Raw genomic sequence first — 21,392 nt, 5'->3', positions numbered from 1 at the left:
CATGAATTTTCCATCAGAATTAAAGTACACTAAAGACCACGAATGGGTTAAAATTGAAGGTAACGAAGCCTATATCGGTATTACTGATTTTGCACAACGTGAGTTAGGTGATATTGTATACATCGATATTAATACCGTGGGTGATGAAGTAAGCAAAGACGATGTATTCGGTACAGTAGAAGCTGTTAAGACTGTTTCTGATTTGTTTATGCCAGTTACTGCTACTGTAACTGAAACTAATCCTGAATTGAATGACAACCCTGAATTGGTAAATTCTGACCCTTATGGAAAAGGATGGATGGTTAAAGTAACACTTTCTGATGCTGCAGAAGTTGCAGGTTTATTAGATGCTGATGCTTATAAAGCTCTTGTAGGAGCTTAATCAATGAATTCTAAAGCATTAAAATATCAGGTATGGTCCATATTATGGACTGTGGTCATTTTAATCCTTTGTAATATGAAAATGCCTGCCTCTACTTCGGGGTCAGGCATTTTTTTTGAAGGATTTGATAAGTTGGTACATCTTGGGTTTTTCTTTGTATTGACCATTTTGCTATTTTATGGAAGGATCAATTATCAGCACAGCTATAGCTTTGGCTCCTTAACCATTTTCAAGGTGATCCTGATTACTGCAGGTTTAGGTGCAGGGATTGAGTTTCTGCAATGGAAGGTATTTACCTACCGATCTGCTGAGTGGTGGGATTTCGGTTGCGATATGATTGGTGTGTTTATGGGGGTATTCAGTTTTGTGTTATTGCATAAGTCGGATTATCATAAATCTCTTCAACATGAAAAAAGTAAAGGTTAAACTATTGCTGTTATTTGTTGCGGTTGCGCTAAGTAGCTGCGGTATTTTTAAAGGAGGCTGTCAATGTCCTCCGGTAAGTTATAACAGCTATCCACAGCGATAAAAATAAGGGGTATCCAAATAGTTACCCTACTGTGACTTTCGGATTATTTAATAGTGCTTATAATGCTGTTAAACGGGATTCTATGGGGGCTCTAAGCGGCTCTGGTATTTGGAATTATTATAAATTAAGGCTAAATTGCGCCTGGTTCAGGAAAGGAAATCAGTTCCGATCCGAACATAAATAACCTATAGAAAGATGAAGCTATCACAATTGAATCCAGGGGAAAGAGGTACTATAGTTGAGTTTACAGATCTTGAAATGTCTGTAAAACTAATGGAAATGGGCTGCTTGCCTGGGGAAGTTGTAGAGGTAGAAAGATTTGCTCCACTTGGTGATCCGATCGCGATCCGTGTGGCCGGCTATCAACTTTGTTTGCGTAAGAACGAAGCATCTGTTATCATAATTCAGTAATCATATTGGCTAAGGATTTGAAAATAGCGCTGGTTGGGAATCCCAATACAGGCAAGTCTACTCTTTTTAACCTGCTGACAGGTTTAAATCAAAAGATCGGTAATTTTCCGGGTATCACCGTCGACAAAAAAGTTGGTTATTGTAAGCTTGCTGATGGCAAGGTTGCAGAAATTATCGACCTTCCGGGAACGTATAGCTTATATCCAAAGAGTAAGGATGAAAGCATTGTGTTCCAGGTATTGGCAGATAAGGGAAATGCAAGTTACCCGGATGTGATCGTTTTGGTGGCTGATGCGACCAATTTAAGAAGGAACTTATTATTGTATACGCAGGTTGCGGATTTGGAATTGCCGATGATATTGGCGCTGAACATGACCGATATGGCCCAGAAGGAAGGAATCGACATCAATGTCAACCTGCTTTCAGAAAGATTGGGTATTCAGGTGGTGGCGATCTCGGCAAGGAGCAAAACCGGATTAACGGAATTAAAACAAGCGATTGCAAATACCACCAAAATTGCCACTCAGGCAAAAGGTGCAGATATATTGGCCTTAGCTCCGGAAGCAATTCAGGAGGTGAAAGCCAGAATAAAAACAGACAACGACTATTATGCGATGCAGGTTTTACACCAGCACCAGCATTTAGATATTTTCTCTGATGAAGACCATGCGGCATTTGAACAGATTAAAAAAGCGCATGATTTTGAAACATCAAAGATCCAGACTGCAGAAACGATTGCCCGCTACCGTCATTTAGGAACGGTACTAACTGGGGTAATCGAGGATACCGGTGCAGCGAAAAAGTTTGCATTTTCTGATAAAATCGATGCAGTACTGACCAATAAGTTTTGGGGTTTCCTGATTTTTATTGGCATCCTGTTCTTCATTTTTAACTCTATTTTCTCCTGGTCAACGTACCCAATGGAGATGATTGAGGCAGGTTTTATGAAGCTGACAGAACTTGGTCATGAATATTTACCGGAAGGTATATTGACCAATTTATTTCTCGATGGGGTGCTGGCAGGTTTAGGTGGTGTGGTGGTCTTTATCCCACAAATTGCCATTCTCTTTGCATTTATCTCCATATTGGAAGATACCGGATACATGGCCAGGGTAACCTTTATGATGGATAGAATCATGAGGAAGTTTGGCTTGAGTGGTAAGTCCGTGGTTCCTATGATTGGTAGTTTGGCTTGTGCCGTTCCATCCATCATGAGTGCCAGAAACATAGAAAGCTGGAAAGATAGAATCATTACTATCATGGTAGCTCCTTTGGTGAGCTGCTCGGCAAGGCTACCTGTATATACCTTATTGATCGGTTTAGTAGTGCCGGAGAAAATGGTATGGGGTTTCATTAACCTGCAAGGTTTAACCTTAATGGGAATGTACCTGATCAGTATTGTAGCTGCGGTATTGGTGGCTTTTGTGATGAAATTTATCATCAAAGCAAAAGAGAAATCTTACTTCATCATGGAGTTGCCGGTATATAGAATGCCGCGTTGGGGCAATGTGCTGTTCACGATGTACGAGAAGTCTAAGACTTTCGTTTTCGAAGCGGGTAAGGTGATTATCGCGATTTCTATTATCCTATGGGTGATGGCTTCTTACGGACCTTCGGATAGCTTTGCCATGATTGACAAGAAATACGACATGATAGAGGCTCAAAAAGATAGTGTGCAGATTTCTACGCTGGAAAGAGATAAGTCGGCAGAGAAGCTGGAAAATTCTTACGCAGGGATATTAGGTCATGCGATAGAGCCGGCAATTAAGCCTTTAGGTTTTGATTGGAAAATAGGGATTGCATTGATCACTTCATTTGCTGCCAGAGAAGCTTTTGTAGGAACCATGGCCACGATTTATAGTGTGGATGGTGGTGATGAAGCAGTAGGTACGATCCGTGATAAGATGAGGGCCGCTGTGAATCCGGATACCGGGTTACCAGTGTTTACTTTTGCTACCGCATTTTCATTGATGCTCTTTTATGCTTTTGCGATGCAGTGTATGAGTACGGTTGCGGTAGTATTCAGGGAAACGAAGTCCTGGAAATGGCCTTTAATACAGCTGACCTATATGACCGCAATGGCCTATATAGCCAGTCTGATTGCCTTCCAGCTTTTGAAGTAATTTACTTATCTTGAGCAGGTGAAGAAGGAGGATATTTTAGCGCAATATATGCCCCCGGCGGCAGCACCGATCATCGCGAAGTGGATAGACTATTTTCAATGTGAGTTTAAAATATCTAAAAACCGGGTGACTAAATTGGGTGATTACCGCCATCCCTACCAAGGGCTGGGGCACAAAATATCCGTGAACAACGACCTGAATCCTTATGCTTTTCTGGTCACGACTGTTCATGAATTTGCACATCTACTCACCTGGAACGACCATAAGAATAAAGTGAAGCCGCATGGCGGAGAATGGAAGCACAATTTTAAGCGGATGATGGCGCCTTTTATTGAGCAGAGTATTTTCCCTAAGGATGTGGAACTGGCAATTGTAAGCTACCTTCATAACCCTTCTGCTGCAAGTTGCACGGATTTAAAACTCTCCCGTGCGCTAAAGAAACATGATCCCTTAAAAGAGGCTTCCCGATTAGAAGAACTGCCTTTAGATGCCGTATTTACCATCAAAGATGGCCGACAGTTTAAAAAAGGAGAGCGACTGAGGAAAAGATACCGCTGCCTTTGTCTGGATAACGGTAGTGTCTATTTGTTTAATCCTTTGGCAGAAGTCACTTTGGCTGCGACAGGGACATAAACCGCCTCTTTATCGGCTATTTCCCATTTAAAATTTAACTTTTCATTCTTGAATATAGTAGGTTGCTGCTGCAGGCTGTCGATCAGGGCATCTGTTGTTTTGACTATTACATTGGCGGTATAACCATTTTGTCCAGCACCTTTAAGTTGTATGATGCTTTCTTCGGGGATGTCTATAAACTGCTCAAAATACATTGCAAAAGGGCCTCTTTGTGCAATGGCATCTTCCATTGTTTTCAATTGCTGTTCTTCGTTTGATGTGGTTTGAGAAGCGGTAGCCACCTGGGTACTTGTAGCCGATTTCAAGGATAAAAAAGGTTGTTTTTTGAGGGCTTTCTCTTCGGTTGCGCTACGTTGTTCTTTTTTAAAGGCAATGTTATTTCTGAAATAGGTACGCGTTTCAGTCAGGCCATTACTGCTCTTGTTGAGTTCATGGATGAGGATTAAGCTGTCGTTTTTCAGGTAGTATTTTTTGCTGCGGTTGCTGATCAGCTTATTGTCCAGATATTCTTCATATAGGGCTGGCTTGCCATTATAATTGTACTTTTCTACATACATCGACTGCTCGCCCTGGAGGTAGATCAGACTGCTTTGCTTCTCCAATGCGGCAAGATTTTTCTGGATGGAATCTGCGTATTGAAGGATAGATTTATCAGTCATTGCAGTGGCTGAGCTTTGATTTATCAGGTCTGCCTGAGGATGTTTGGGTTGTTGATTACAGCCAAATATAGAGAGGGTTATAGGGAGAATGAATAATAGATAAGTGTGCTTCATAAGATTCCTTAGGTAATTCAAGGAACTAAAATGCGATTATCGTGCCATGAAATAGTTTAGTTTTTAGTCTGCGTAAATAGGGGGGTAAATTAAATTAGTTTATTTTAGTATAGTTTGAGTAATCCACCAAAAATAGACCACTTGATGAATTCGCTGTTTTTTCTTGGATTACGGGAAATAAAAAAGTGAGTTTCGGTAACTTGGAAATGATGGATTATAGTCAACTAAAAATGTATAACAGGAAACTTAATCAAAACTAATGGGTGATATATTTGGACTACTTATAGGAATTGCAATATGTGTACTTATATTTCTTGCTCTTCGCCAAATCATGTTGTGGTACTGGAAGGTCGATACAATTATTGAAAATCAAGAGAAGTTGATAAAACTTCTAGAGGAGCAGGCTGTAAATCAAATAAAGCATAATCAGTATATTGAAAAGAACGTATATGCTATTAAACATCATTTAACCGAGCCTAAATAATGACCAATGACATATTTCAAAACTCTCACCACCGGTGAGACAAATTAGCTGGAAGATTAATATGATGGATAATAGGTTTTTAAAGGAGGAATGACCTTTTTAGTAAGCAAGCAACTTGTCAATCACTCCGGATAACCTGCTTTTCGCAAGAAAATTGTCTTCCAGTACCTTACTCATGGGAATAGCGGTATCTGAGCTTGCACAACGCATCACGGGTGCATCCAAATCGTTGAAGCAATGTTCTCCGATCCATGCGGCTAGTTCTGCGCCAAATCCACTGCTTAAGGTATCTTCATGAAGGATCAGGACTCTGCCGGTTTGTTTTACAGCATCGCTTACTGCCGTTTTATCCCAGGGTTGTAAGCTGCGTAAATCCAGGAGTGTGATGCTCAATTCAGGATGTGCTTCAATATAGGATAATGCCCAATGTACGCCAAGACCGTAAGTAATAATACTCAGCTGCGTACCTGTTTTCAGTACCTTGGCTTTACCAATTTCAACATGATATTCCCCTGTTGGAACGGGGCCTGTTAAACTTCGGTAAAGATATTTGTGTTCAAAAAATAACACTGGATTAGGATCATCAATGGCGGCAAGCAAGAGTCCTTTAGCATCTTCCGGAGTGGAGGGGTAGACGATTTTTAGCCCGGGGGTTTTCGTAAACCAGGCCTCATTGCTTTGCGAATGAAAAGGACCTGCACCTGTTCCGGCTCCTGTAGGCATCCTGATCACGACATCTGCTTTTTCTCCCCAACGGTAATGGGTTTTGGCCAAATTGTTCACGATTTGATTGAAGGCACAGGTCACGAAATCTGCAAATTGCATTTCTACAACAGATTTATAGCCATTGATGGAAAGGCCAAGGGCCGCACCTACAATCGCGGATTCACAGATGGGTGTATTTCTTACCCTTGCTTTACCAAAAATAGCGGTAAATCCTTCTGTAATCTTGAAAGCACCACCATATTCGGCAATATCCTGACCCATTAAGACCAGGTTATCGTGCTTATACATCCCAATTTTCAGGGCACCTGTAATCGCATCCAGGTAGCGCATTTCTGTACGCTCAACTTCTTCCGGAAGTAACACAGGTTCGAAATTAACAGGGGCATACATATCTTCCAATTCGGCAGTAGTATTGGCTGTAGGCTCTTCTTCCTGGAATGCGGCTTCTATTTCATGCTCGATACCGGCTTTAAAATCTGCCTTAATCTCCGCGATGATCTCGTCGGTTAATACGTTTTCCGACATTAGGTAGCGCTCAAAGTTCGCTACAGGGTCTTTCTCTGCCCAGGCATCCATTAATTCCTGAGGAACATATTTCGTGCCTGAAGCCTCCTCATGACCCCTCATTCTAAAGGTTAAACACTCTACCAATACTGGTTTCGGATCTTTTCGGATTTGAGTAGCAATGGCGGCTAAAGTATCATAAACTTCCAGGACATTATTCCCATCAATTTGAACGCCTTCAATACCGTATCCTACTGCGCGATCTACCAGGTCCTGACATTTATATTGTTCGCTGGTAGGGGTAGAGAGGCCGTAGCCATTGTTTTCTATCAGAAAAATCACAGGAAGGTTCCATACAGCGGCCACATTGATGGCTTCATGAAAATCACCTTCACTGGTGGCGCCATCACCGGTATATACTAAAGTTGCTTTTTCCTGACCGGAGATCAGGTCGGCAAGAGCGATACCATCGGCAACAGCCATTTGAGGTCCCAGATGGGAAATCATGCCGATGATTTTATAGTCCTGAGTACCGAAATGGAAGGAGCGATCGCGGCCTTTTGTAAAGCCGTTCAATTTGCCCTGCCACTGCGCCATTAGTTTTTTCAAAGGGATATTACGTGCGGTAAATACCCCCAGGTTTCTGTGCATAGGGAGGATATACTCGGATTCCTCCATTGCCAGTGTACTTCCAACGGCAATGGCTTCCTGACCGATGCCGGAAAACCATTTGCCAATTCTGCCTTGACGTAATAGGATAAGCATTTTTTCCTCTACCATTCTGGGGTAAAGCAATTGCGTATATAAACTTAATAATACCGCATCATTCTTATCTTTTCTGTCGAACTGCATATTTATGGGTTTTTGTTTGCTTTCTTTTTCTCCTCGTAAAGCTTCGCAAAAGACTTAGGTGCAACCTCCGGCATGTTCCGGTATTTGCCCCAGCTCTTTTTGAAGAAAAACCTTAGGAAGAAGTTTTTCATTTTTCCACCTATCATGTCCATTCTCGACCTTTTCTGCATTCCAGTCGTGAAGGCATTCCATCCGATTTCTTCCGTTTTGGTGTTTTTATTGTCTGCCACAGCATCTCTTCTATTCAGCAATAACATCTTGTGAACGTCAATTTTTACCGGGCAGACCTCTGTACACTTGCCACATAAACTGGAAGCATTGCTGAGGTGTTTGAACTCTTTCATCCCCTGTAAATGTGGGGTGATGATGGAGCCGATTGGCCCACTATAAGTGGTGTTATACGTATGACCGCCTATATTCTTGTATACCGGGCAAGCATTTAAGCATGCTCCGCAACGGATACAATATAGCGCCTGACGTTGTTCTTTTTGTGCCAGTAAATTGGTGCGACCATTGTCTAGCAGTACCACATACATCTCTTCCGGACCATCTGTTTCATTTGCTTGTCTCGGGCCACTCAGTATCGTATTGTATACGGTTAGGTTTTGTCCGGTGCCATGGCTGGATAATAATGGCCAGAACAAGTCCAGATCCGCCATAGAAGGGATTACCTTTTCAATCCCTACAATCGCAATATGGATTTTAGGAAAGGTGGTACATAATCTGGCATTTCCTTCATTTTCCGTTAGGGCGATACTGCCGGTATCTGCAATTAAGAAGTTTCCTCCGGAGATACCGATGTCTGCTCTCAGGTATTTTTCCCTAAGCAGTTCCCTTGCCTTTTGGGTAAGTTGTTGTGGTGTGGCATCTATTGGGGTGCCAAATTTATCATGGAACAGCTTTGCAATTTCCTCTTTGCTGAGGTGCATTGCAGGGGTAACAATATGGTATGGAGCCTGACCTAGCAGCTGAACAATATATTCGCCAAGGTCGCTCTCTAAGGATTCAATGTTATTTTTCTCCAGGAAGTCGTTCAGGTGAATTTCTTCGGTGGTCATTGATTTTGACTTGATCACCGTTTTTCCACCACTTTTCTGGATGATGCTTAAGATCTCTCTCTGTGCTTCTTCTACATCATTTGCCCAGATTACTTTCCCCCCTCTACGTTGAAAATTGGTTTCAAATTCAGGAAGAAACTTATCCAGGTTCTCCATCACCCTCCATTTAATCACATGCGCTTTCTTCTTTGAGTTTTCTAAATTCTCAAACCTCGACACACCCCGCTCTACCGCAACATTATACTTGCCAATATTATGATTAATTGTCTTGCGATGCCCTAAATCAAAGGCTTTTTCATCGGCCTTAACCAAAAATTCATCAGATATCTTCATCGTCATCAAATATAAAAATAATTAAGCTTCGGTTGTGACCTGCATCATTTATTTCAGGATCAAAAGGTTTTTAGGCGATTTGACCGGATTTCCCTGCTTAAATCACAAGATAAGGAAAGGAAGAGGAGTATCGACGAAATTATTTCGTCGATTGGTCGAGAAGTTATGGGCGTTCGTCGAGAGGTACACTGTTGTGGTCTAAAGCGCCAAAAACCGCTGAAACGTTTCTCCCATGAGGACGTCTTAATTACAAAACAACCTTAAAAACTTAAAAAATTAAAAGATATGAAAACTGCAATCAAAACTCTAATCGCTTCAACATTAACAGCTATCGTTTTAACTTCTTCAGCCCTTACTACTATCGCTAAAGATAAACCAGCAACGAGCATCAGCGCTCCTGTAAAATTCAATAAAGTAGTAGTTACCGGAAATGCCAATGTGGTACTGGTACAAGGAAGCAGAGAAGACATCAAGAGCTTTGATGCGATTGATGAGAATAGCACCAGTGTGAAACAAAAAGGCTATACCTTATACATCAACTCTACGGATAAAAGCACGATTTATGTGTATGTGAAAGACCTGCAAAGAATTGATGTGGCGAACACAGCAAACGTTAAAACTCGTGGTAACTTTGATTTAGCAGTTCTTCAGGTCTTCTTAAAAGACGAAGCTAAAGCAAACTTGAATGCTACTGTAGGTAGTCTTTATACAGACATCAGCGGTTCTTCAGACCTGAAAATGGCGGGTTCTTCAAAAGAACATGCATTGGTTAGACATGATGTTTCTAAACTAAACCTGAACGACTTTGTAATCGCTAAACTTTAATAGCCTTCAACAATCAAACCACCAGCCTACATTGGCTGTCGACATATACCTGACACACATAGGAAACATCCTGACAAAGAACCGCTCTAAACCTGGGCGGTTTTTTTGTGCATAAAAAAACCTGCTCGAGGCAGGTTTTTAATATTTTAAAGCGGGTACTGATTAATTCTTTTTGGTACCGTCTTCGTTCTTATCCACTTTCGGACGGGTAGGACGATTTGCCAATTCCCAGGCCGTGTGGTATACTAATCTTGCTCTTTTAGCCAGCATTGGGAAATCGATCTTACTGATTTCATCTCCTGGCTGGTGGTAATCCTCATGTACACCGTTGAAATAGAAAATTACAGGGATGCCATGTTTAGCAAAGTTGTAATGATCTGAGCGGTAATAGTAGCGGTTTGGATCAGTTCTATTGTTGTAACGTTCGTCCAATTGAATGCCTACATAGTCTTTATTTGCTTTCTTACCAATCTGATCTAATTCAGAACTCAACATATCCGAACCAATGATGTATACGAAGTTATTGTCTTTTTCATGCTCTTTATCACCACGGCCAATCATATCGATATTCAGGTTGGTAATTGTGTTTTCCAAAGGAAATATCGGATGCTCAGAATACCATTCAGAACCTAGAAGACCTTTTTCTTCACCGGTAACGGTCATGAACAGGATGCTTCTTTTAGGGCCTTTACCAGCTTTTTTCGCTTTGCTAAAAGCTTCTGCCAACAGCAATACGCCGGTTGTTCCGGAGCCATCATCATCAGCACCATTGTTGATCTTATCGTCACCTTTTACTTCTGGAGTGATGCCGATATGGTCGTAATGACCAGTAACCACCAACACTTCATTTTTAAGTTTCGGATCAGAACCTTCCAGGAAGCCCAATACATTTTCTGCTCTCACTTTTTCCTCTATTCTCTTTGCAGAGGCAGAGATGGAAACATTGATTTCCTGTGTTGCAGGTTTACCGCTATCAGCGATTTTCTTTTTTAAGTCTGTCAGGTTAGTTTTTGCGGCTGCAAGGATTTGATTGGCAACACCTGATCCGATATAGATCACCGGAGTTTCTTGTGGGCCATTCAGTTTTTCAAGCTCTTCCTTGGTTCTCATGACTAACTTTGGGGCAGTCAGGTAAGTTCTAAGGTTTTCCGGCATCACTTCTACTGTAGGATCGATCAGTAACACTGCTGCTGCCTTTTTCTCCGTTAGGTATTTTACTTTAGCCATCATTGCAGACCTGCTGTTCGAAGAACCTGCAGTACCATTTGGCTCTCCTGATTTGAAGACCATCACCACTTTTCCGGCAACGTCTACGCCTTCAAAATCATTGTAACCTTCTTTATTCAAGCCATAGCCTGCAAATAACACATTACTGGTATTGAAGCCGAAACCTGCTCCTGAAACAGTTTGTGGAATGATATAAAATTGTTTTAAAGCTTCTGCAGGTTGACCATTGATGGTTAAAACTTGCGAAAGCGTAATGGTTACCATATCAATTGGCTGGAAATAATCTCCGTTTACCGGTCCTTTTAAGCCCAGGCTTTTGAAATAGTTCTTGATATAATCGGCAGCCATCCAACCTCCTTTTTTACCTGTTTCTCTGCCTTCATATTCATCAGAAGCAAGCACGGAAAGGTGTTTATAGGCATTGTCTTTGTTAATGGTTTTGCTGAAGCGAACGGCATCTTTATTTTGTGCAGTAGCGGAGCAAGCCATTGTAAGTACGAAACTGGCGTACAATAAATGTTTTTTCATCAGGTTATTTTTGGTTAGCAATTAGCAAGAAATCTTGTTGACTCTGTTCTCATGTCTGCCACCTTCAAATGCAGTATTTAAGAAGGTAGTTGTCATTTCTTTCGCCAGATCTTCAGATACAAATCTTGCTGGAATACATAATACATTGGCATTGTTGTGTACCCTTGCCAATTCCGCAATCTCGTTCAACCAGCAAATGGCTGCACGGATATGCTGGTGTTTATTCGCAGTGATGGCCACGCCATTTGCGCTACCGCAAACCAGGATGCCGAAAGTATATTCTTTGCTTTCTACAGCCAATGCCACAGGGTGAGCAAAGTCAGGATAGTCAACTGATTGCGAGGAATGCGTCCCGAAATCTTTGACTTCATAGTCGGAAAGAAAAGACTTTAATAATTCTTTGTACTCAAAACCGGCATGGTCGGCGCCGATTGCAATTTTCATTTTTGGGGCTGTTGACATCTTCAAAAATATGTAGTAAAGGTTAGTATTTTCTAATTCTGGCTACGCCATAAAGCTCTTTGTTTCTTTTACGCTCAATTGCGGCTGAGATATAAATACTGAATTCATACAACAGGAACAGTGGAGCAGCAACAATCAGCATGGTATATGGATCAGCAGTTGGCGTAACTATAGCCGCAACAATCAGGATTAATACAGACGAATATCTTCTGCTGGCACGCATAAATGCCGGGGTCATGACGCCCAGTTTAGATAGAATGTAAATGATGACTGGCAATTGGAAAATCACACCAGAACCGATGGTCAGCGTCATTACCGAAGACAAGTAAGAATCGATGGTAAAAGTATTTTCAATGTCCGGACTCACAGTAAAGTTGGTCAGGAAGTTGATAGATAATGGACAAATCAGGAAGTAACCGAACATAATCCCCAGGAAGAAAAGGAAGGAGGCGAATGCCACAAATCCACTTGCGGATCTTCTTTCATTGTCATGAAGGGCAGGTTTTACAAACAGCCATACTTCAAACAGGAGGTAAGGGATTCCTAAAATAATTCCGACCATTACACAGGAGTTCAGTTGCAGGGTAAATTGTCCTGCCATTTCCGTGTTGATAATTTTGGCATCGATCTTAGTGATACAGAGGTCCTGGCCCAGAGTAGGGAATTTCTCTACCAGTTTACACATCATTCTGTAGGTCCAGAAGTTAGGGTTTTTAGGCCCCATGATGATGGTATTAAAAATATAGTCAGTAAAATAAAAAGCTCCGGCTGTTAATAATAAGACTACTGCTAATGCGCGCAACAGATGTTTACGGAGGACGTCGATATGGTCAAAGAATGACATTTCTGCCTCTAAAGTTTTTCCTTTTTCTTTTATAGCACCAATAAGGTCCCTTTTCTTAGTATCACTCATGTACGTTATTTGTAAAACAAAAATACCATTCTATTTTGTTTAGAATGGTATTTACGTTTTAAATCTACTAAATAGTTTTTATTAGCGGGAATTTGCTTTGTAACAAGTATAAATCCCGCTAATACGATGACAAATTCTTACTCTGTAAAAACAAAAGTCTCCATGAATTTAGTGGTAAAGTTACCTGCTCTAAAGTTTGGATCTTTCATTAATTTCAGGTGGAAAGGAATCGTCGTTTTAATACCTTCGATTACAAATTCACTTAAAGCACGCTCCATAGTACTGATGGCTTCTTCGCGGGTTTGAGCCACACAAATTAGTTTAGCAATCATGGAATCGTAGTTAGAAGGAATCTGGTAGCCTGCATATACGTGCGTATCTACTCTTACCCCATGACCACCCGGAGAGTGGAAGTTGGTAATTTTTCCAGGACAAGGTCTGAAGTTATTGAATGGATCTTCAGCATTGATCCTGCACTCGATAGCGTGCATATTTGGCAAGTAATTTTTTCCTGAGATTGGTACGCCTGAAGCTACTTTGATCTGTTCTTTGATCAGGTCATAGTTGATTACTTCTTCGGTTACCGGGTGTTCTACCTGGATACGGGTATTCATCTCCATGAAGTAGAAATTACGGTGTTTGTCTACCAGGAACTCAATTGTTCCGGCACCTTCATATTGTACCGCGATGGCACCTTTGATGGCTGCTTCACCCATTTTCTCACGAAGTTCAGGAGTCATGAAAGGAGATGGTGCTTCTTCAACCAGCTTTTGATGGCGACGTTGAATAGAACAATCACGTTCTGACAAGTGACAAGCCTTACCATATTGATCTCCGATGATCTGGATTTCAATGTGACGAGGATCTTCGATATATTTTTCTAAGTAAAGACCATCATTACCAAAGGCTGCACCCGACTCTTGTCTGGCACTATCCCAGGCATTTTCAAAATCTTCATCTTTCCAGACTACGCGCATTCCACGGCCACCACCACCGGCAGTTGCTTTAAGGATAACCGGGTAGCCCATTTCATTGGCTATTTTAATACCATCTTTGAAATTATCAAGCAAACCTTCCGAACCTGGAATGGTTGGAACACCTGCTTTTTTCATCGTTTCTTTTGCGGAAGCTTTATCACCCATTGAGTTGATTTGCTCCGGTGTAGCACCGATAAATTTAATTCCATAATCACGGCAAACTGAAGAAAACTTAGCGTTTTCAGAAAGGAAACCGTAACCTGGGTGAATGGCATCTGCATTTGTTAATTCTGCAGCTGAAATAATATTCGGGATGCTCAGGTAAGAATCCTTACTTGGTGGCGGCCCTATACAAACGGCTTCATCGGCAAAACGTACATGTAAACTCTCTCTGTCTGCAGTAGAGTAAACAGCTACGGTTTTGATGCCCATTTCTTTACAGGTGCGGATGATACGCAAAGCGATCTCGCCCCTGTTGGCAATTAGTATCTTTTTAAACATATATTTTTTCTTTTCCCCCCTGAATTTAGCCAGGGTGTATTAAGTAATGAGCTGTTGATCTTTTTCTTCCCTAAGGAGTATAGATTCAACAAAACGAATTACATAGGTTCAACTAAAAATAACGGTTGGTCATATTCTACCGGAGAAGCATTTTCTACAAGAACCTTAACGATTCTACCAGAAACTTCACTTTCGATTTCATTGAACAATTTCATCGCTTCGATAATACAGATCACTTTACCTACTGGGAATTCATCACCTACATTTACGAAAGAAGGTTTATCCGGGCTAGCTGAACGGTAGAAAGTACCGATCATTGGTGATTTAATAGTGATGTATTTTGAATCATCTTCCGCAGCAACAGGTGCTTTAGTTTCTGTTGGGGTAGTTGGTTGCGGAGCTGCTGCTGCCGGAGCCACTGCTGGAGCAATCTGTGCTGGTACCGTTGCCTGAACGTAGGTAGGAGCTTGATTGGTTTTAATCGTTATTTTGAAATCTTCCTGCTCAATAGCGACTTCATTTACGCCCGAACGAGAAACAAATTTAATAAGTTCCTGAATTTGTTTGATATCCATTTTTTGGTGTTTTTTAGAGAAAACAGTATGTCTTAACAATTATCTAAGTTAAGATTAATTATTTTATAAAATTAATAAGCCCATTTTAAGTACACGGAACCCCAGGTGAAACCACCTCCAAATGCCGCAAGGATGATGTTATCGCCTTTTTTCAATTGGCTTTCCCATTCCCATAAACACAGTGGAATTGTTCCATTGGTTGTATTTCCGTAACGTTGAATGTTGATCATTACCTTTTCTGTGCCGAGTCCCATTCTTGATGCTGTAGCATCGATGATTCTTTTATTGGCTTGATGTGGAACCAACCAGGTCACATCATCAGAAGTCAGGTTATTGCGTTCCATGATTTCGGCCGCAACATCTGCCATATTGGTGACTGCAAATTTGAATACTGCCTGCCCTTCCTGATGCACTACGTGCTCATTATTGTCGACTGTCTCATGGCTTGCAGGTCTGGCAGAACCGCCAGCTTTTTGGTGTAAGAATTGACGACCGGCACCATCGCTTTTCAGGATGGAGTCCTGGATGCCCATTCCTTCCTCATTTGGCTCTAAAAGAACAGCACCACAACCATCACCAAAGATGATGCAGGTAGTACGGTCCTGGTAATTGATGATCGATGACATTTTATCGCCACCAACAACCAATACTTTTTTATGTTTACCGGATTCGATGAACTGAGCCCCTGTAGATAGTCCGAAGATGAATCCTGAACAGGCAGCCTGCAGGTCATATCCCCAAGCATTTTTCGCACCGATTTTGTCGGCAAGAATATTTGCTGAAGCAGGGAAAGGCATATCAGGAGTAGTGGTACAGAAGATGATCAACTCGATCTCTTCTGCGGTAATTCCACGTTTCTTAAGTAGACCATTCACGGCATGAACTGCCATGTCTGATGTCCCTAATCCTTCACCTTTCAATATTCTCCGCTCCTTGATCCCGGTTCTGGATAAAATCCATTCGTCCGTAGTTTCTACAATGGATTCTAGCTCTTTATTAGTCAGTACGTAATCTGGTACGTAACCATTAACAGCCGTAATCGCAGCGTGAATTTTATTCATTTTCAATGTTCTTATTTAAATGCAGCTTGAATTTTACCTACCAAGCCAGTAGTAATCATGTCTCTTGACTGAAGAATCATGTTTTTAACTGCTGTCGGACTTGAAATGCCATGACCTATGACCACAGGAGCATTGACACCTAAAACCGGGCTTCCGCCATAGTTTTCATAGTTAAATCGGTCAAAGAAATCATCCTTTAAACCTCTTTTTAGTGTCAGTACATAAAATGATTCTGCTAGTTTCAGCATCACATTTCCTGTAAATCCATCGCATACAATTACGTCAGCCTTGTCGTTGAATAAGTCCCTTCCTTCTACATTACCCACAAAGTTGAATAGATTGGTATCCCTCATTAAAGGGAAAGTAGCCAAACTAAGCATATTGCCTTTTTCATCTTCTTCACCAATGTTTAATAAAGCAACTTTAGGTTGTTCTATACCAAACATACATTCGGCATACAAACTACCTACAGCACCAAATTGAAGCAAGGTATCTGGCTTACAGTCGGCATTAGCACCAACATCAAGCATTAAACCCAGGCCTCCAGAGAGTTTTGGAAGAATTGTTGTGATACATGGCCTGATGATTCCCGGAATAGTTTTGACACTAAACACGGCACCAACAAGCATTGCACCAGAATTACCGGCGCTAGCAAAGGCATCGATTTTACCTTCTTTAAGTAAGGAAAAGCCGACAGCAATGCTGGAATTAGGCTTTTGAACAATAGCCTTAGTGGGATGTTCGCCCATACCAATCACTTCTTCGGTATGAACATATTCAAAGTGATCCGGATTGAATCCGTTTTCAGTGAGAAGGGGCTTAATCTGCTGAGTATCTCCGATCAACACTATGTGTTCCCCGGGAGATAACAATTGATGGGCAGCTATTGCTCCTAAAACGTTCGCTTTAGGAGCATAGTCTCCGCCCATTATATCGAGACCTATTTTCATAGTAAAAAATCAGTTTGTGTTTAGAAGGCTAAATTGCCCTTGTTTTCCTTCGCTAAAGGTAATCGTTAGCGAACTTAAAACACAAACTATTTTTCAAGAAAATTAACCTATTGAAGTGTTTTCAATAACCAATTTACCGTTGTAGTATAGGTTACCATCAACGTTGTATGCATGGTGAGGTACGTGAATTGCACCAGTGGTTTGACAAGTAGCCAAAGAAGGAGCTACCGCTTTATAGTGAGTTCTTCTTTTATCTCTTCTACTCTTAGAAATCTTGCGTTTTGGATGTGCCATTGCTGATTTGTTTAATTATTATTTTAATTTTTTTAATGCTGCCCAACGCGGGTCATCATCGTTATTTTCTTCTTGTTGTTGTTCTTGTTTATCAATTGAAAAACTTTCCAGTCTTGCAATCATTTCCTGGTCGCATTTCTGGCCATTGCCATCCTGCTCACAGGCTTTAATATACGGTACAGATACATTGATGAGTTCATAAATCGGAAGTGCAACATCTAGTTCACTTTCTTTTTTACTCAGGACAATGATTTCTAAATCATCACTTTCCAGTTCATCTTCAGCAAATTTTACAATCTGCCTTTCTTGTATACTTATTGGTGCATTAAACTCCGACAAACATTTGTCACAATCCAATACGATTGTTCCTTTGATGTCGAAATGCAAAAGTAGCATTGTTTCCTGTTTATCCAGTTCAATGCCAACTTTTAAGTTTCCTTTTTTTACTAAAGAGTAGTCAAAGGCATCAAAAAAGCTGTTATCAACCTCAAATTCAAACTGATGCTTGCCGATTTTAAGGCCGGTAAATGGGATTGAAAATTGTTTTAATGGTTTCAATTGTAACAAAATTTTAGCCCGCAAATGTAGGAATTATTTTATAGAATTAAAATGTTTTTTCATTCTAATTTGCGTCGTCTTTTATATCCGCTGCAGTTTCTATAATTTTTCCACCACTTCTCAGTTGATTTTTCAATAATTCTTCCTGTTCTCTTCTGTTCCTCACGATGTGAGTTGCTGCAAATAAGGCTTCTATAAATGAAGTCGGATCAGCGAGGTTCTTTCCTGCAATGTCGTATCCTGTGCCATGATCTGGTGAGGTACGGACGATTTTCAGGCCTGCAGAATAGTTCACTCCGGTGCCAAAAGCGATGGTCTTAAAAGGGATCAAACCCTGGTCATGATACATCGCCAATACGGCATCAAATTGCTTGTAACTTCCCTTGCCAAAAAATCCATCAGCAGGGTAAGGACCGAAACAAATTACACCTTTATCGAAAGCTTGCTGGATGGCCGGCATTATAATTTCCGCTTCCTCCTGTCCCAACAATCCGTTATCGCCGGCATGAGGATTTAACCCTAAGACTGCGATTTTCGGTTTTTCAATCCAGAAATCTTTCTTTAAACTTTCATTCATCATGACCAGTTTCTTCACAATTTTCTCAATCGTGATGCTTTTTGAAACTTCGGTGATTGGAATATGTCCGGTTACTACGCCTACTTTAATGTCTTCACTCACCAAAAGCATCAATACGTCGTTGCTTCCACTGCGTTCCATCAGGTATTCGGTATGTCCCGGGAATTTAAAGGTATCTGATTGTATGTTGTGTTTGTTGATCGGGGCAGTTACCAATGCATCAATTTCTCCTTTGATCAGGTCTTCTGTTGCTTTCTCTAAAGAGAGCAGGGCATATTTTCCACCAATTTCATTGGCTACGCCCAGGTCGATTTTTACATCTTCCTCCCAGCAATTGATCATATTCGCCTTCTTCGGATTGGCCAATGCAGCCTCAGTAATCACATTGAAGTTGAAATCACTCAGCCCTAAAGCCTTGCGATGGTAAGAAGCAACTTTGGTATGTCCATAAACGATAGGGGTACAGTAATCGAGGATTTTGCTCTCTGCTAAAGTCTTAAGGATGACCTCCAAACCTATGCCGTTCACATCTCCGATGCTGATTCCAATTTTAATCTTATTGCTCATACTTCAAAAAAATTTAGCGCAAATTACAGATTTCATTTTAAAATGGTTGGTTTTTCCTACGCTTGTATTTAATTCTCAAAATGATATCCTTATTTTTGATGGTGTAGAGGCTGTTTTAGTGGATTGTTGGTCTGATACTCGCAAAACTTTGCTTATTTTGCAGCTTTTAGAAGGAGAATATATGAGTTTGGTTAGGGCAAAAAAACATTTAGGACAGCATTTTTTAACGGATAAAAAGATTGCCGCGAAAATCGTGAACGGTCTGGTACATACCGATCAGTACAAACAAGTGCTGGAAGTAGGACCAGGGATGGGGATTCTCTCCGACCTTTTATTGGAAAGAGAAGATTTAGAAACTTTCATGATTGATATCGATGTGGAGTCTTATCATTTCCTGCAGGAGAAGTATCCGCAATTGGGAACGCGTTTAATTAATGGCGACTTTTTAGCACTGGACCTTTCTTCGATCTTCAAAGAAAAATACGCCATCATTGGTAACTTTCCTTATAATATCTCTTCTCAGATTCTCTTCAAAATCCTGGAAAACAGGTCGCAGGTAGTAGAAATGGTAGGGATGTTCCAGAAAGAAGTTGCAGAACGTTGTGCTTCCAAAGAAGGGACGAAAGATTACGGAATTTTAAGTGTCCTGATTCAGGCCTATTACAATATAGAGTATTTATTTACCGTGAAACCGGGTACGTTTAACCCACCGCCAAAAGTAAATTCTGGCGTGATCAGGTTGAGTCGTAATGATGTGGAAACATTGCCATGTGATGAGAAGCTCTTCTGGCGTACGGTGAAAGCTGGCTTTAACCAACGTAGAAAAACCTTGAGAAATGCACTTTCAGGGGTAGTTCCAAAAGATAAAATGGACGATCATATCTTCTTCGACAAACGTGCAGAGCAATTGAGTGTGGCGCAGTTTATTGAGCTGACGCAGCATTTAGCCCATCTTTCACAATAATTTATTAGTATCAAATCATCAGCCATAATATGAGTAAAGGAAGAATTTTAATCGTGGATGAGCTACATCCTGTTTTTAAGGAAGCTGCCATCGCTTTAGGATATGAAGTGGATGATCAGCCGCTGTATACCCGCGAGCAAACACTGGCAGCGATTTCCAATTATCAGGGGATTGCCGTTAGAACGAAATTCAGAATCGATCAGGAGTTGATGGCCGCAGCGCCTTCATTGAAATTTATTGCCAGAGCGGGTGCCGGATTAGACAATATTGATGTGGATTACGCAAAGAGTCGTAACATCGAACTGTTAAATGCGCCGGAAGGCAATATGGATGCGGTAGGAGAGCATGCCACCGGGATGCTGTTGTCTTTGATGAACAATTTGCGTAAGGCTGATCTGGAGGTTCGTAATGGCAGCTGGGACAGAGAGGGCAATCGCGGTTATGAGCTGAAAGGTAAAACTGTTGGGATCATCGGTTACGGATTTATGGGCAAGAGTTTTGCAAAGAAACTTGCCGGATTTGAAGTAAACGTGATTGCTTATGATAAGTATAAGACAGGTTTCAGTGATGCCTATGCCAAAGAGGTGAGTATGGAAGAGATCGTGAAACAAAGCGATGTATTGAGTCTGCACATTCCTTTGACTACGGAAACCCGTCAGATGGTGGATGAAGAATACTTCTTTCATTTCCGTAAACCTATCTTTTTTATCAATACTGCCAGAGGCGAAATTGTCAACACCGAAGCCGTGTTACAAGCGATTAATTCAGGGAAAATCCTGGCCGCTGGTTTAGATGTGCTGGAAGTGGAGAAATTTCCGGCTTTGCAAAATACCCCATGGTTTGAGGCGCTTAAATCGTCCGGAAAAGTAATCCTAAGCCCACATGTTGGCGGCTGGACCTTTGAATCTTACCGTAAAATTTCGGAAGTTTTGGCAGATAAGCTTGCTGCCGTCATTTAAACAGACATTTTAGATAAACTGCCCAAAATCAAATTAAATAATTTGTTTTTGTGGTTATACCCCATTATCTTCGTTTTTATTGAAGCAAGACTATGTTGGCTTAACAGCCTAATATAGTCTTGTTTGTTTTTATAGTACTACATAAAATAAATTGAGCTATGACAGAGGTTACCTATTATACCCAAGATGGTTTAGACAGACTAAAGGAAGAATTACATCATATGAAAACTACCGGAAGACAACAAATCTCTAAGGCAATTGCCGAAGCAAGAGATAAGGGTGATCTTTCCGAGAATGCGGAATATGATGCAGCGAAGGAAGCGCAGGGTTTGCACGAAGCTAAAATAGCAAAATTGGCAACCACGTTGTCTACCGCCAGATTAATTGATGAATCAAAGCTGGATACTTCTAAAGTATTGGCATTATCTATAGTAAAGATCAAAAATGTAAAGAACGGTTCCACCATGTCTTACCAATTGGTAGCAGAAAGTGAAGCGGATCTTAAAACTGGAAAAATCTCCGTTAAATCTCCGATTGCCAAAGGTTTACTTGGTAAATCAGTAGGTGATACCATAGAAATTCAGGTTCCTGCGGGAATGATTGAATTTGAAATATTAGAGATTACCCGATAACCCATTAATTCCCC

General features: G+C 41.0%; 22 protein-coding genes. 9 read left to right on the top strand and 13 right to left on the bottom strand.

Annotated elements, in window-relative coordinates; translation table 11 throughout:
* Position 1 precedes the first annotated feature (1 nt).
* The 5 genes from gcvH to R2S10_RS11615 all read left to right on the top strand — a co-directional run bounded on the left by gcvH (position 2) and on the right by R2S10_RS11615 (position 4,078).
* Positions 2-382, top strand: a complete 381-nt coding sequence (gene gcvH, locus R2S10_RS11635) for a glycine cleavage system protein GcvH (RefSeq protein WP_062546707.1) — start codon at positions 2-4, stop codon at positions 380-382.
* Between the two features lie 3 nt (positions 383-385).
* The gene (locus tag R2S10_RS11630) at positions 386-808 is read left to right on the top strand and encodes a VanZ family protein (RefSeq protein ID WP_316840608.1); all 423 of its coding nucleotides are present in this window, start codon (positions 386-388) and stop codon (positions 806-808) included.
* 298 nt (positions 809-1,106) lie between these two features.
* Positions 1,107-1,322, top strand: coding sequence for a ferrous iron transport protein A (locus R2S10_RS11625; RefSeq protein WP_062546709.1), 216 nt, complete (start codon positions 1,107-1,109; stop codon positions 1,320-1,322).
* 17 nt (positions 1,323-1,339) lie between these two features.
* On the top strand, positions 1,340-3,445 hold the full coding sequence (gene feoB / locus R2S10_RS11620; protein ID WP_316840607.1) for a ferrous iron transport protein B: 2,106 nt from the start codon (positions 1,340-1,342) through the stop codon (positions 3,443-3,445).
* Between the two features lie 18 nt (positions 3,446-3,463).
* The gene (locus R2S10_RS11615; RefSeq protein ID WP_316840606.1) at positions 3,464-4,078 is read left to right on the top strand and encodes a sprT domain-containing protein; all 615 of its coding nucleotides are present in this window, start codon (positions 3,464-3,466) and stop codon (positions 4,076-4,078) included.
* Here R2S10_RS11615 and R2S10_RS11610 read toward each other — a convergent pair.
* The 3 genes from R2S10_RS11610 to R2S10_RS11600 form a co-directional block, all read right to left on the bottom strand.
* Positions 4,027-4,851 carry a hypothetical protein gene (locus R2S10_RS11610; protein WP_316840605.1) on the bottom strand — a complete coding sequence of 275 codons (825 nt, stop codon included), beginning with the start codon at positions 4,849-4,851 and terminating at the stop codon, positions 4,027-4,029. The two genes, R2S10_RS11615 and R2S10_RS11610, sit on opposite strands and share 52 nt — an antisense overlap.
* Positions 4,852-5,434: 583 nt before the next feature.
* The gene (locus tag R2S10_RS11605) at positions 5,435-7,417 is read right to left on the bottom strand and encodes a dehydrogenase E1 component subunit alpha/beta (RefSeq protein ID WP_316840604.1); all 1,983 of its coding nucleotides are present in this window, start codon (positions 7,415-7,417) and stop codon (positions 5,435-5,437) included.
* Between the two features lie 2 nt (positions 7,418-7,419).
* Positions 7,420-8,814: a LutB/LldF family L-lactate oxidation iron-sulfur protein gene (locus tag R2S10_RS11600; protein WP_316840603.1), complete on the bottom strand. Its 1,395-nt coding sequence runs from the start codon at positions 8,812-8,814 to the stop codon at positions 7,420-7,422.
* A gap of 279 nt (positions 8,815-9,093) precedes the next feature.
* Between R2S10_RS11600 and R2S10_RS11595 the strand changes: the two genes are divergently transcribed.
* The gene (locus tag R2S10_RS11595) at positions 9,094-9,633 is read left to right on the top strand and encodes a GIN domain-containing protein (protein ID WP_316840602.1); all 540 of its coding nucleotides are present in this window, start codon (positions 9,094-9,096) and stop codon (positions 9,631-9,633) included.
* Between the two features lie 162 nt (positions 9,634-9,795).
* On the opposite strand, the gene R2S10_RS11590 is transcribed toward R2S10_RS11595, so the two are convergent.
* The 10 genes from R2S10_RS11590 to pdxA form a co-directional block, all read right to left on the bottom strand.
* Positions 9,796-11,388, bottom strand: coding sequence for a M28 family peptidase (locus R2S10_RS11590; RefSeq protein ID WP_316840601.1), 1,593 nt, complete (start codon positions 11,386-11,388; stop codon positions 9,796-9,798).
* Positions 11,389-11,409: 21 nt separating this feature from the next.
* Positions 11,410-11,832 carry a ribose 5-phosphate isomerase B gene (gene rpiB / locus R2S10_RS11585; RefSeq protein WP_410478972.1) on the bottom strand — a complete coding sequence of 141 codons (423 nt, stop codon included), beginning with the start codon at positions 11,830-11,832 and terminating at the stop codon, positions 11,410-11,412.
* Between the two features lie 40 nt (positions 11,833-11,872).
* On the bottom strand, positions 11,873-12,763 hold the full coding sequence (tatC, locus tag R2S10_RS11580) for a twin-arginine translocase subunit TatC (protein WP_316840599.1): 891 nt from the start codon (positions 12,761-12,763) through the stop codon (positions 11,873-11,875).
* A 137-nt stretch (positions 12,764-12,900) separates the two neighbouring features.
* On the bottom strand, positions 12,901-14,241 hold the full coding sequence (gene accC, locus R2S10_RS11575; protein WP_316840598.1) for an acetyl-CoA carboxylase biotin carboxylase subunit: 1,341 nt from the start codon (positions 14,239-14,241) through the stop codon (positions 12,901-12,903).
* A 98-nt stretch (positions 14,242-14,339) separates the two neighbouring features.
* A complete protein-coding gene (gene accB, locus R2S10_RS11570) occupies positions 14,340-14,816 on the bottom strand; it encodes an acetyl-CoA carboxylase biotin carboxyl carrier protein (protein WP_316840597.1) in 477 nt (158 codons plus the stop codon).
* Between the two features lie 71 nt (positions 14,817-14,887).
* Positions 14,888-15,877, bottom strand: a complete 990-nt coding sequence (locus tag R2S10_RS11565) for a beta-ketoacyl-ACP synthase III (RefSeq protein WP_062546720.1) — start codon at positions 15,875-15,877, stop codon at positions 14,888-14,890.
* Between the two features lie 11 nt (positions 15,878-15,888).
* Complete coding sequence (plsX, locus tag R2S10_RS11560) at positions 15,889-16,827, bottom strand: phosphate acyltransferase PlsX (protein ID WP_316840596.1); 939 nt, start codon at positions 16,825-16,827, stop codon at positions 15,889-15,891.
* A 102-nt stretch (positions 16,828-16,929) separates the two neighbouring features.
* Positions 16,930-17,121 carry a 50S ribosomal protein L32 gene (rpmF, locus tag R2S10_RS11555; RefSeq protein WP_073238280.1) on the bottom strand — a complete coding sequence of 64 codons (192 nt, stop codon included), beginning with the start codon at positions 17,119-17,121 and terminating at the stop codon, positions 16,930-16,932.
* Between the two features lie 18 nt (positions 17,122-17,139).
* On the bottom strand, positions 17,140-17,679 hold the full coding sequence (locus R2S10_RS11550; protein ID WP_316840595.1) for a DUF177 domain-containing protein: 540 nt from the start codon (positions 17,677-17,679) through the stop codon (positions 17,140-17,142).
* Between the two features lie 64 nt (positions 17,680-17,743).
* The gene (gene pdxA, locus R2S10_RS11545; RefSeq protein WP_316840594.1) at positions 17,744-18,823 is read right to left on the bottom strand and encodes a 4-hydroxythreonine-4-phosphate dehydrogenase PdxA; all 1,080 of its coding nucleotides are present in this window, start codon (positions 18,821-18,823) and stop codon (positions 17,744-17,746) included.
* A gap of 181 nt (positions 18,824-19,004) precedes the next feature.
* Between pdxA and rsmA the strand changes: the two genes are divergently transcribed.
* The 3 genes from rsmA to greA all read left to right on the top strand — a co-directional run bounded on the left by rsmA (position 19,005) and on the right by greA (position 21,378).
* The gene (rsmA, locus tag R2S10_RS11540) at positions 19,005-19,787 is read left to right on the top strand and encodes a 16S rRNA (adenine(1518)-N(6)/adenine(1519)-N(6))-dimethyltransferase RsmA (protein ID WP_316841098.1); all 783 of its coding nucleotides are present in this window, start codon (positions 19,005-19,007) and stop codon (positions 19,785-19,787) included.
* Between the two features lie 29 nt (positions 19,788-19,816).
* Positions 19,817-20,746, top strand: coding sequence for a 2-hydroxyacid dehydrogenase (locus R2S10_RS11535; RefSeq protein ID WP_316840593.1), 930 nt, complete (start codon positions 19,817-19,819; stop codon positions 20,744-20,746).
* Between the two features lie 158 nt (positions 20,747-20,904).
* The gene (greA, locus tag R2S10_RS11530) at positions 20,905-21,378 is read left to right on the top strand and encodes a transcription elongation factor GreA (protein WP_187666133.1); all 474 of its coding nucleotides are present in this window, start codon (positions 20,905-20,907) and stop codon (positions 21,376-21,378) included.
* Positions 21,379-21,392 lie beyond the last annotated feature (14 nt).

This window comes from Pedobacter gandavensis, assembly GCF_032678745.1.
GTDB lineage: Bacteria > Bacteroidota > Bacteroidia > Sphingobacteriales > Sphingobacteriaceae > Pedobacter > Pedobacter gandavensis_C.
Note: the sequence above shows the minus strand (reverse complement) of the source record. Positions and strands in the feature narration are given on the sequence as shown.

Bases quoted from the DNA above. Each gene is read 5' to 3' on its own strand.
- gcvH (WP_062546707.1), top strand. From the start codon at position 2: ATGAATTTTCCATCAGAATTAAAGTACACTAAAGACCACGAATGGGTT.
- R2S10_RS11630 (WP_316840608.1), top strand. From the start codon at position 386: ATGAATTCTAAAGCATTAAAATATCAGGTATGGTCCATATTATGGACT.
- R2S10_RS11625 (WP_062546709.1), top strand. From the start codon at position 1,107: ATGAAGCTATCACAATTGAATCCAGGGGAAAGAGGTACTATAGTTGAG.
- R2S10_RS11610 (WP_316840605.1), bottom strand. From the start codon at position 4,851: ATGAAGCACACTTATCTATTATTCATTCTCCCTATAACCCTCTCTATA.
- R2S10_RS11605 (WP_316840604.1), bottom strand. From the start codon at position 7,417: ATGCAGTTCGACAGAAAAGATAAGAATGATGCGGTATTATTAAGTTTA.
- R2S10_RS11600 (WP_316840603.1), bottom strand. From the start codon at position 8,814: ATGACGATGAAGATATCTGATGAATTTTTGGTTAAGGCCGATGAAAAA.
- R2S10_RS11595 (WP_316840602.1), top strand. From the start codon at position 9,094: ATGAAAACTGCAATCAAAACTCTAATCGCTTCAACATTAACAGCTATC.
- R2S10_RS11590 (WP_316840601.1), bottom strand. From the start codon at position 11,388: ATGAAAAAACATTTATTGTACGCCAGTTTCGTACTTACAATGGCTTGC.
- rpiB (WP_410478972.1), bottom strand. From the start codon at position 11,832: ATGAAAATTGCAATCGGCGCCGACCATGCCGGTTTTGAGTACAAAGAA.
- tatC (WP_316840599.1), bottom strand. From the start codon at position 12,763: ATGAGTGATACTAAGAAAAGGGACCTTATTGGTGCTATAAAAGAAAAA.
- accC (WP_316840598.1), bottom strand. From the start codon at position 14,241: ATGTTTAAAAAGATACTAATTGCCAACAGGGGCGAGATCGCTTTGCGT.
- accB (WP_316840597.1), bottom strand. From the start codon at position 14,816: ATGGATATCAAACAAATTCAGGAACTTATTAAATTTGTTTCTCGTTCG.
- R2S10_RS11565 (WP_062546720.1), bottom strand. From the start codon at position 15,877: ATGAATAAAATTCACGCTGCGATTACGGCTGTTAATGGTTACGTACCA.
- plsX (WP_316840596.1), bottom strand. From the start codon at position 16,827: ATGAAAATAGGTCTCGATATAATGGGCGGAGACTATGCTCCTAAAGCG.
- rpmF (WP_073238280.1), bottom strand. From the start codon at position 17,121: ATGGCACATCCAAAACGCAAGATTTCTAAGAGTAGAAGAGATAAAAGA.
- pdxA (WP_316840594.1), bottom strand. From the start codon at position 18,823: ATGAGCAATAAGATTAAAATTGGAATCAGCATCGGAGATGTGAACGGC.
- rsmA (WP_316841098.1), top strand. From the start codon at position 19,005: ATGAGTTTGGTTAGGGCAAAAAAACATTTAGGACAGCATTTTTTAACG.
- R2S10_RS11535 (WP_316840593.1), top strand. From the start codon at position 19,817: ATGAGTAAAGGAAGAATTTTAATCGTGGATGAGCTACATCCTGTTTTT.
- greA (WP_187666133.1), top strand. From the start codon at position 20,905: ATGACAGAGGTTACCTATTATACCCAAGATGGTTTAGACAGACTAAAG.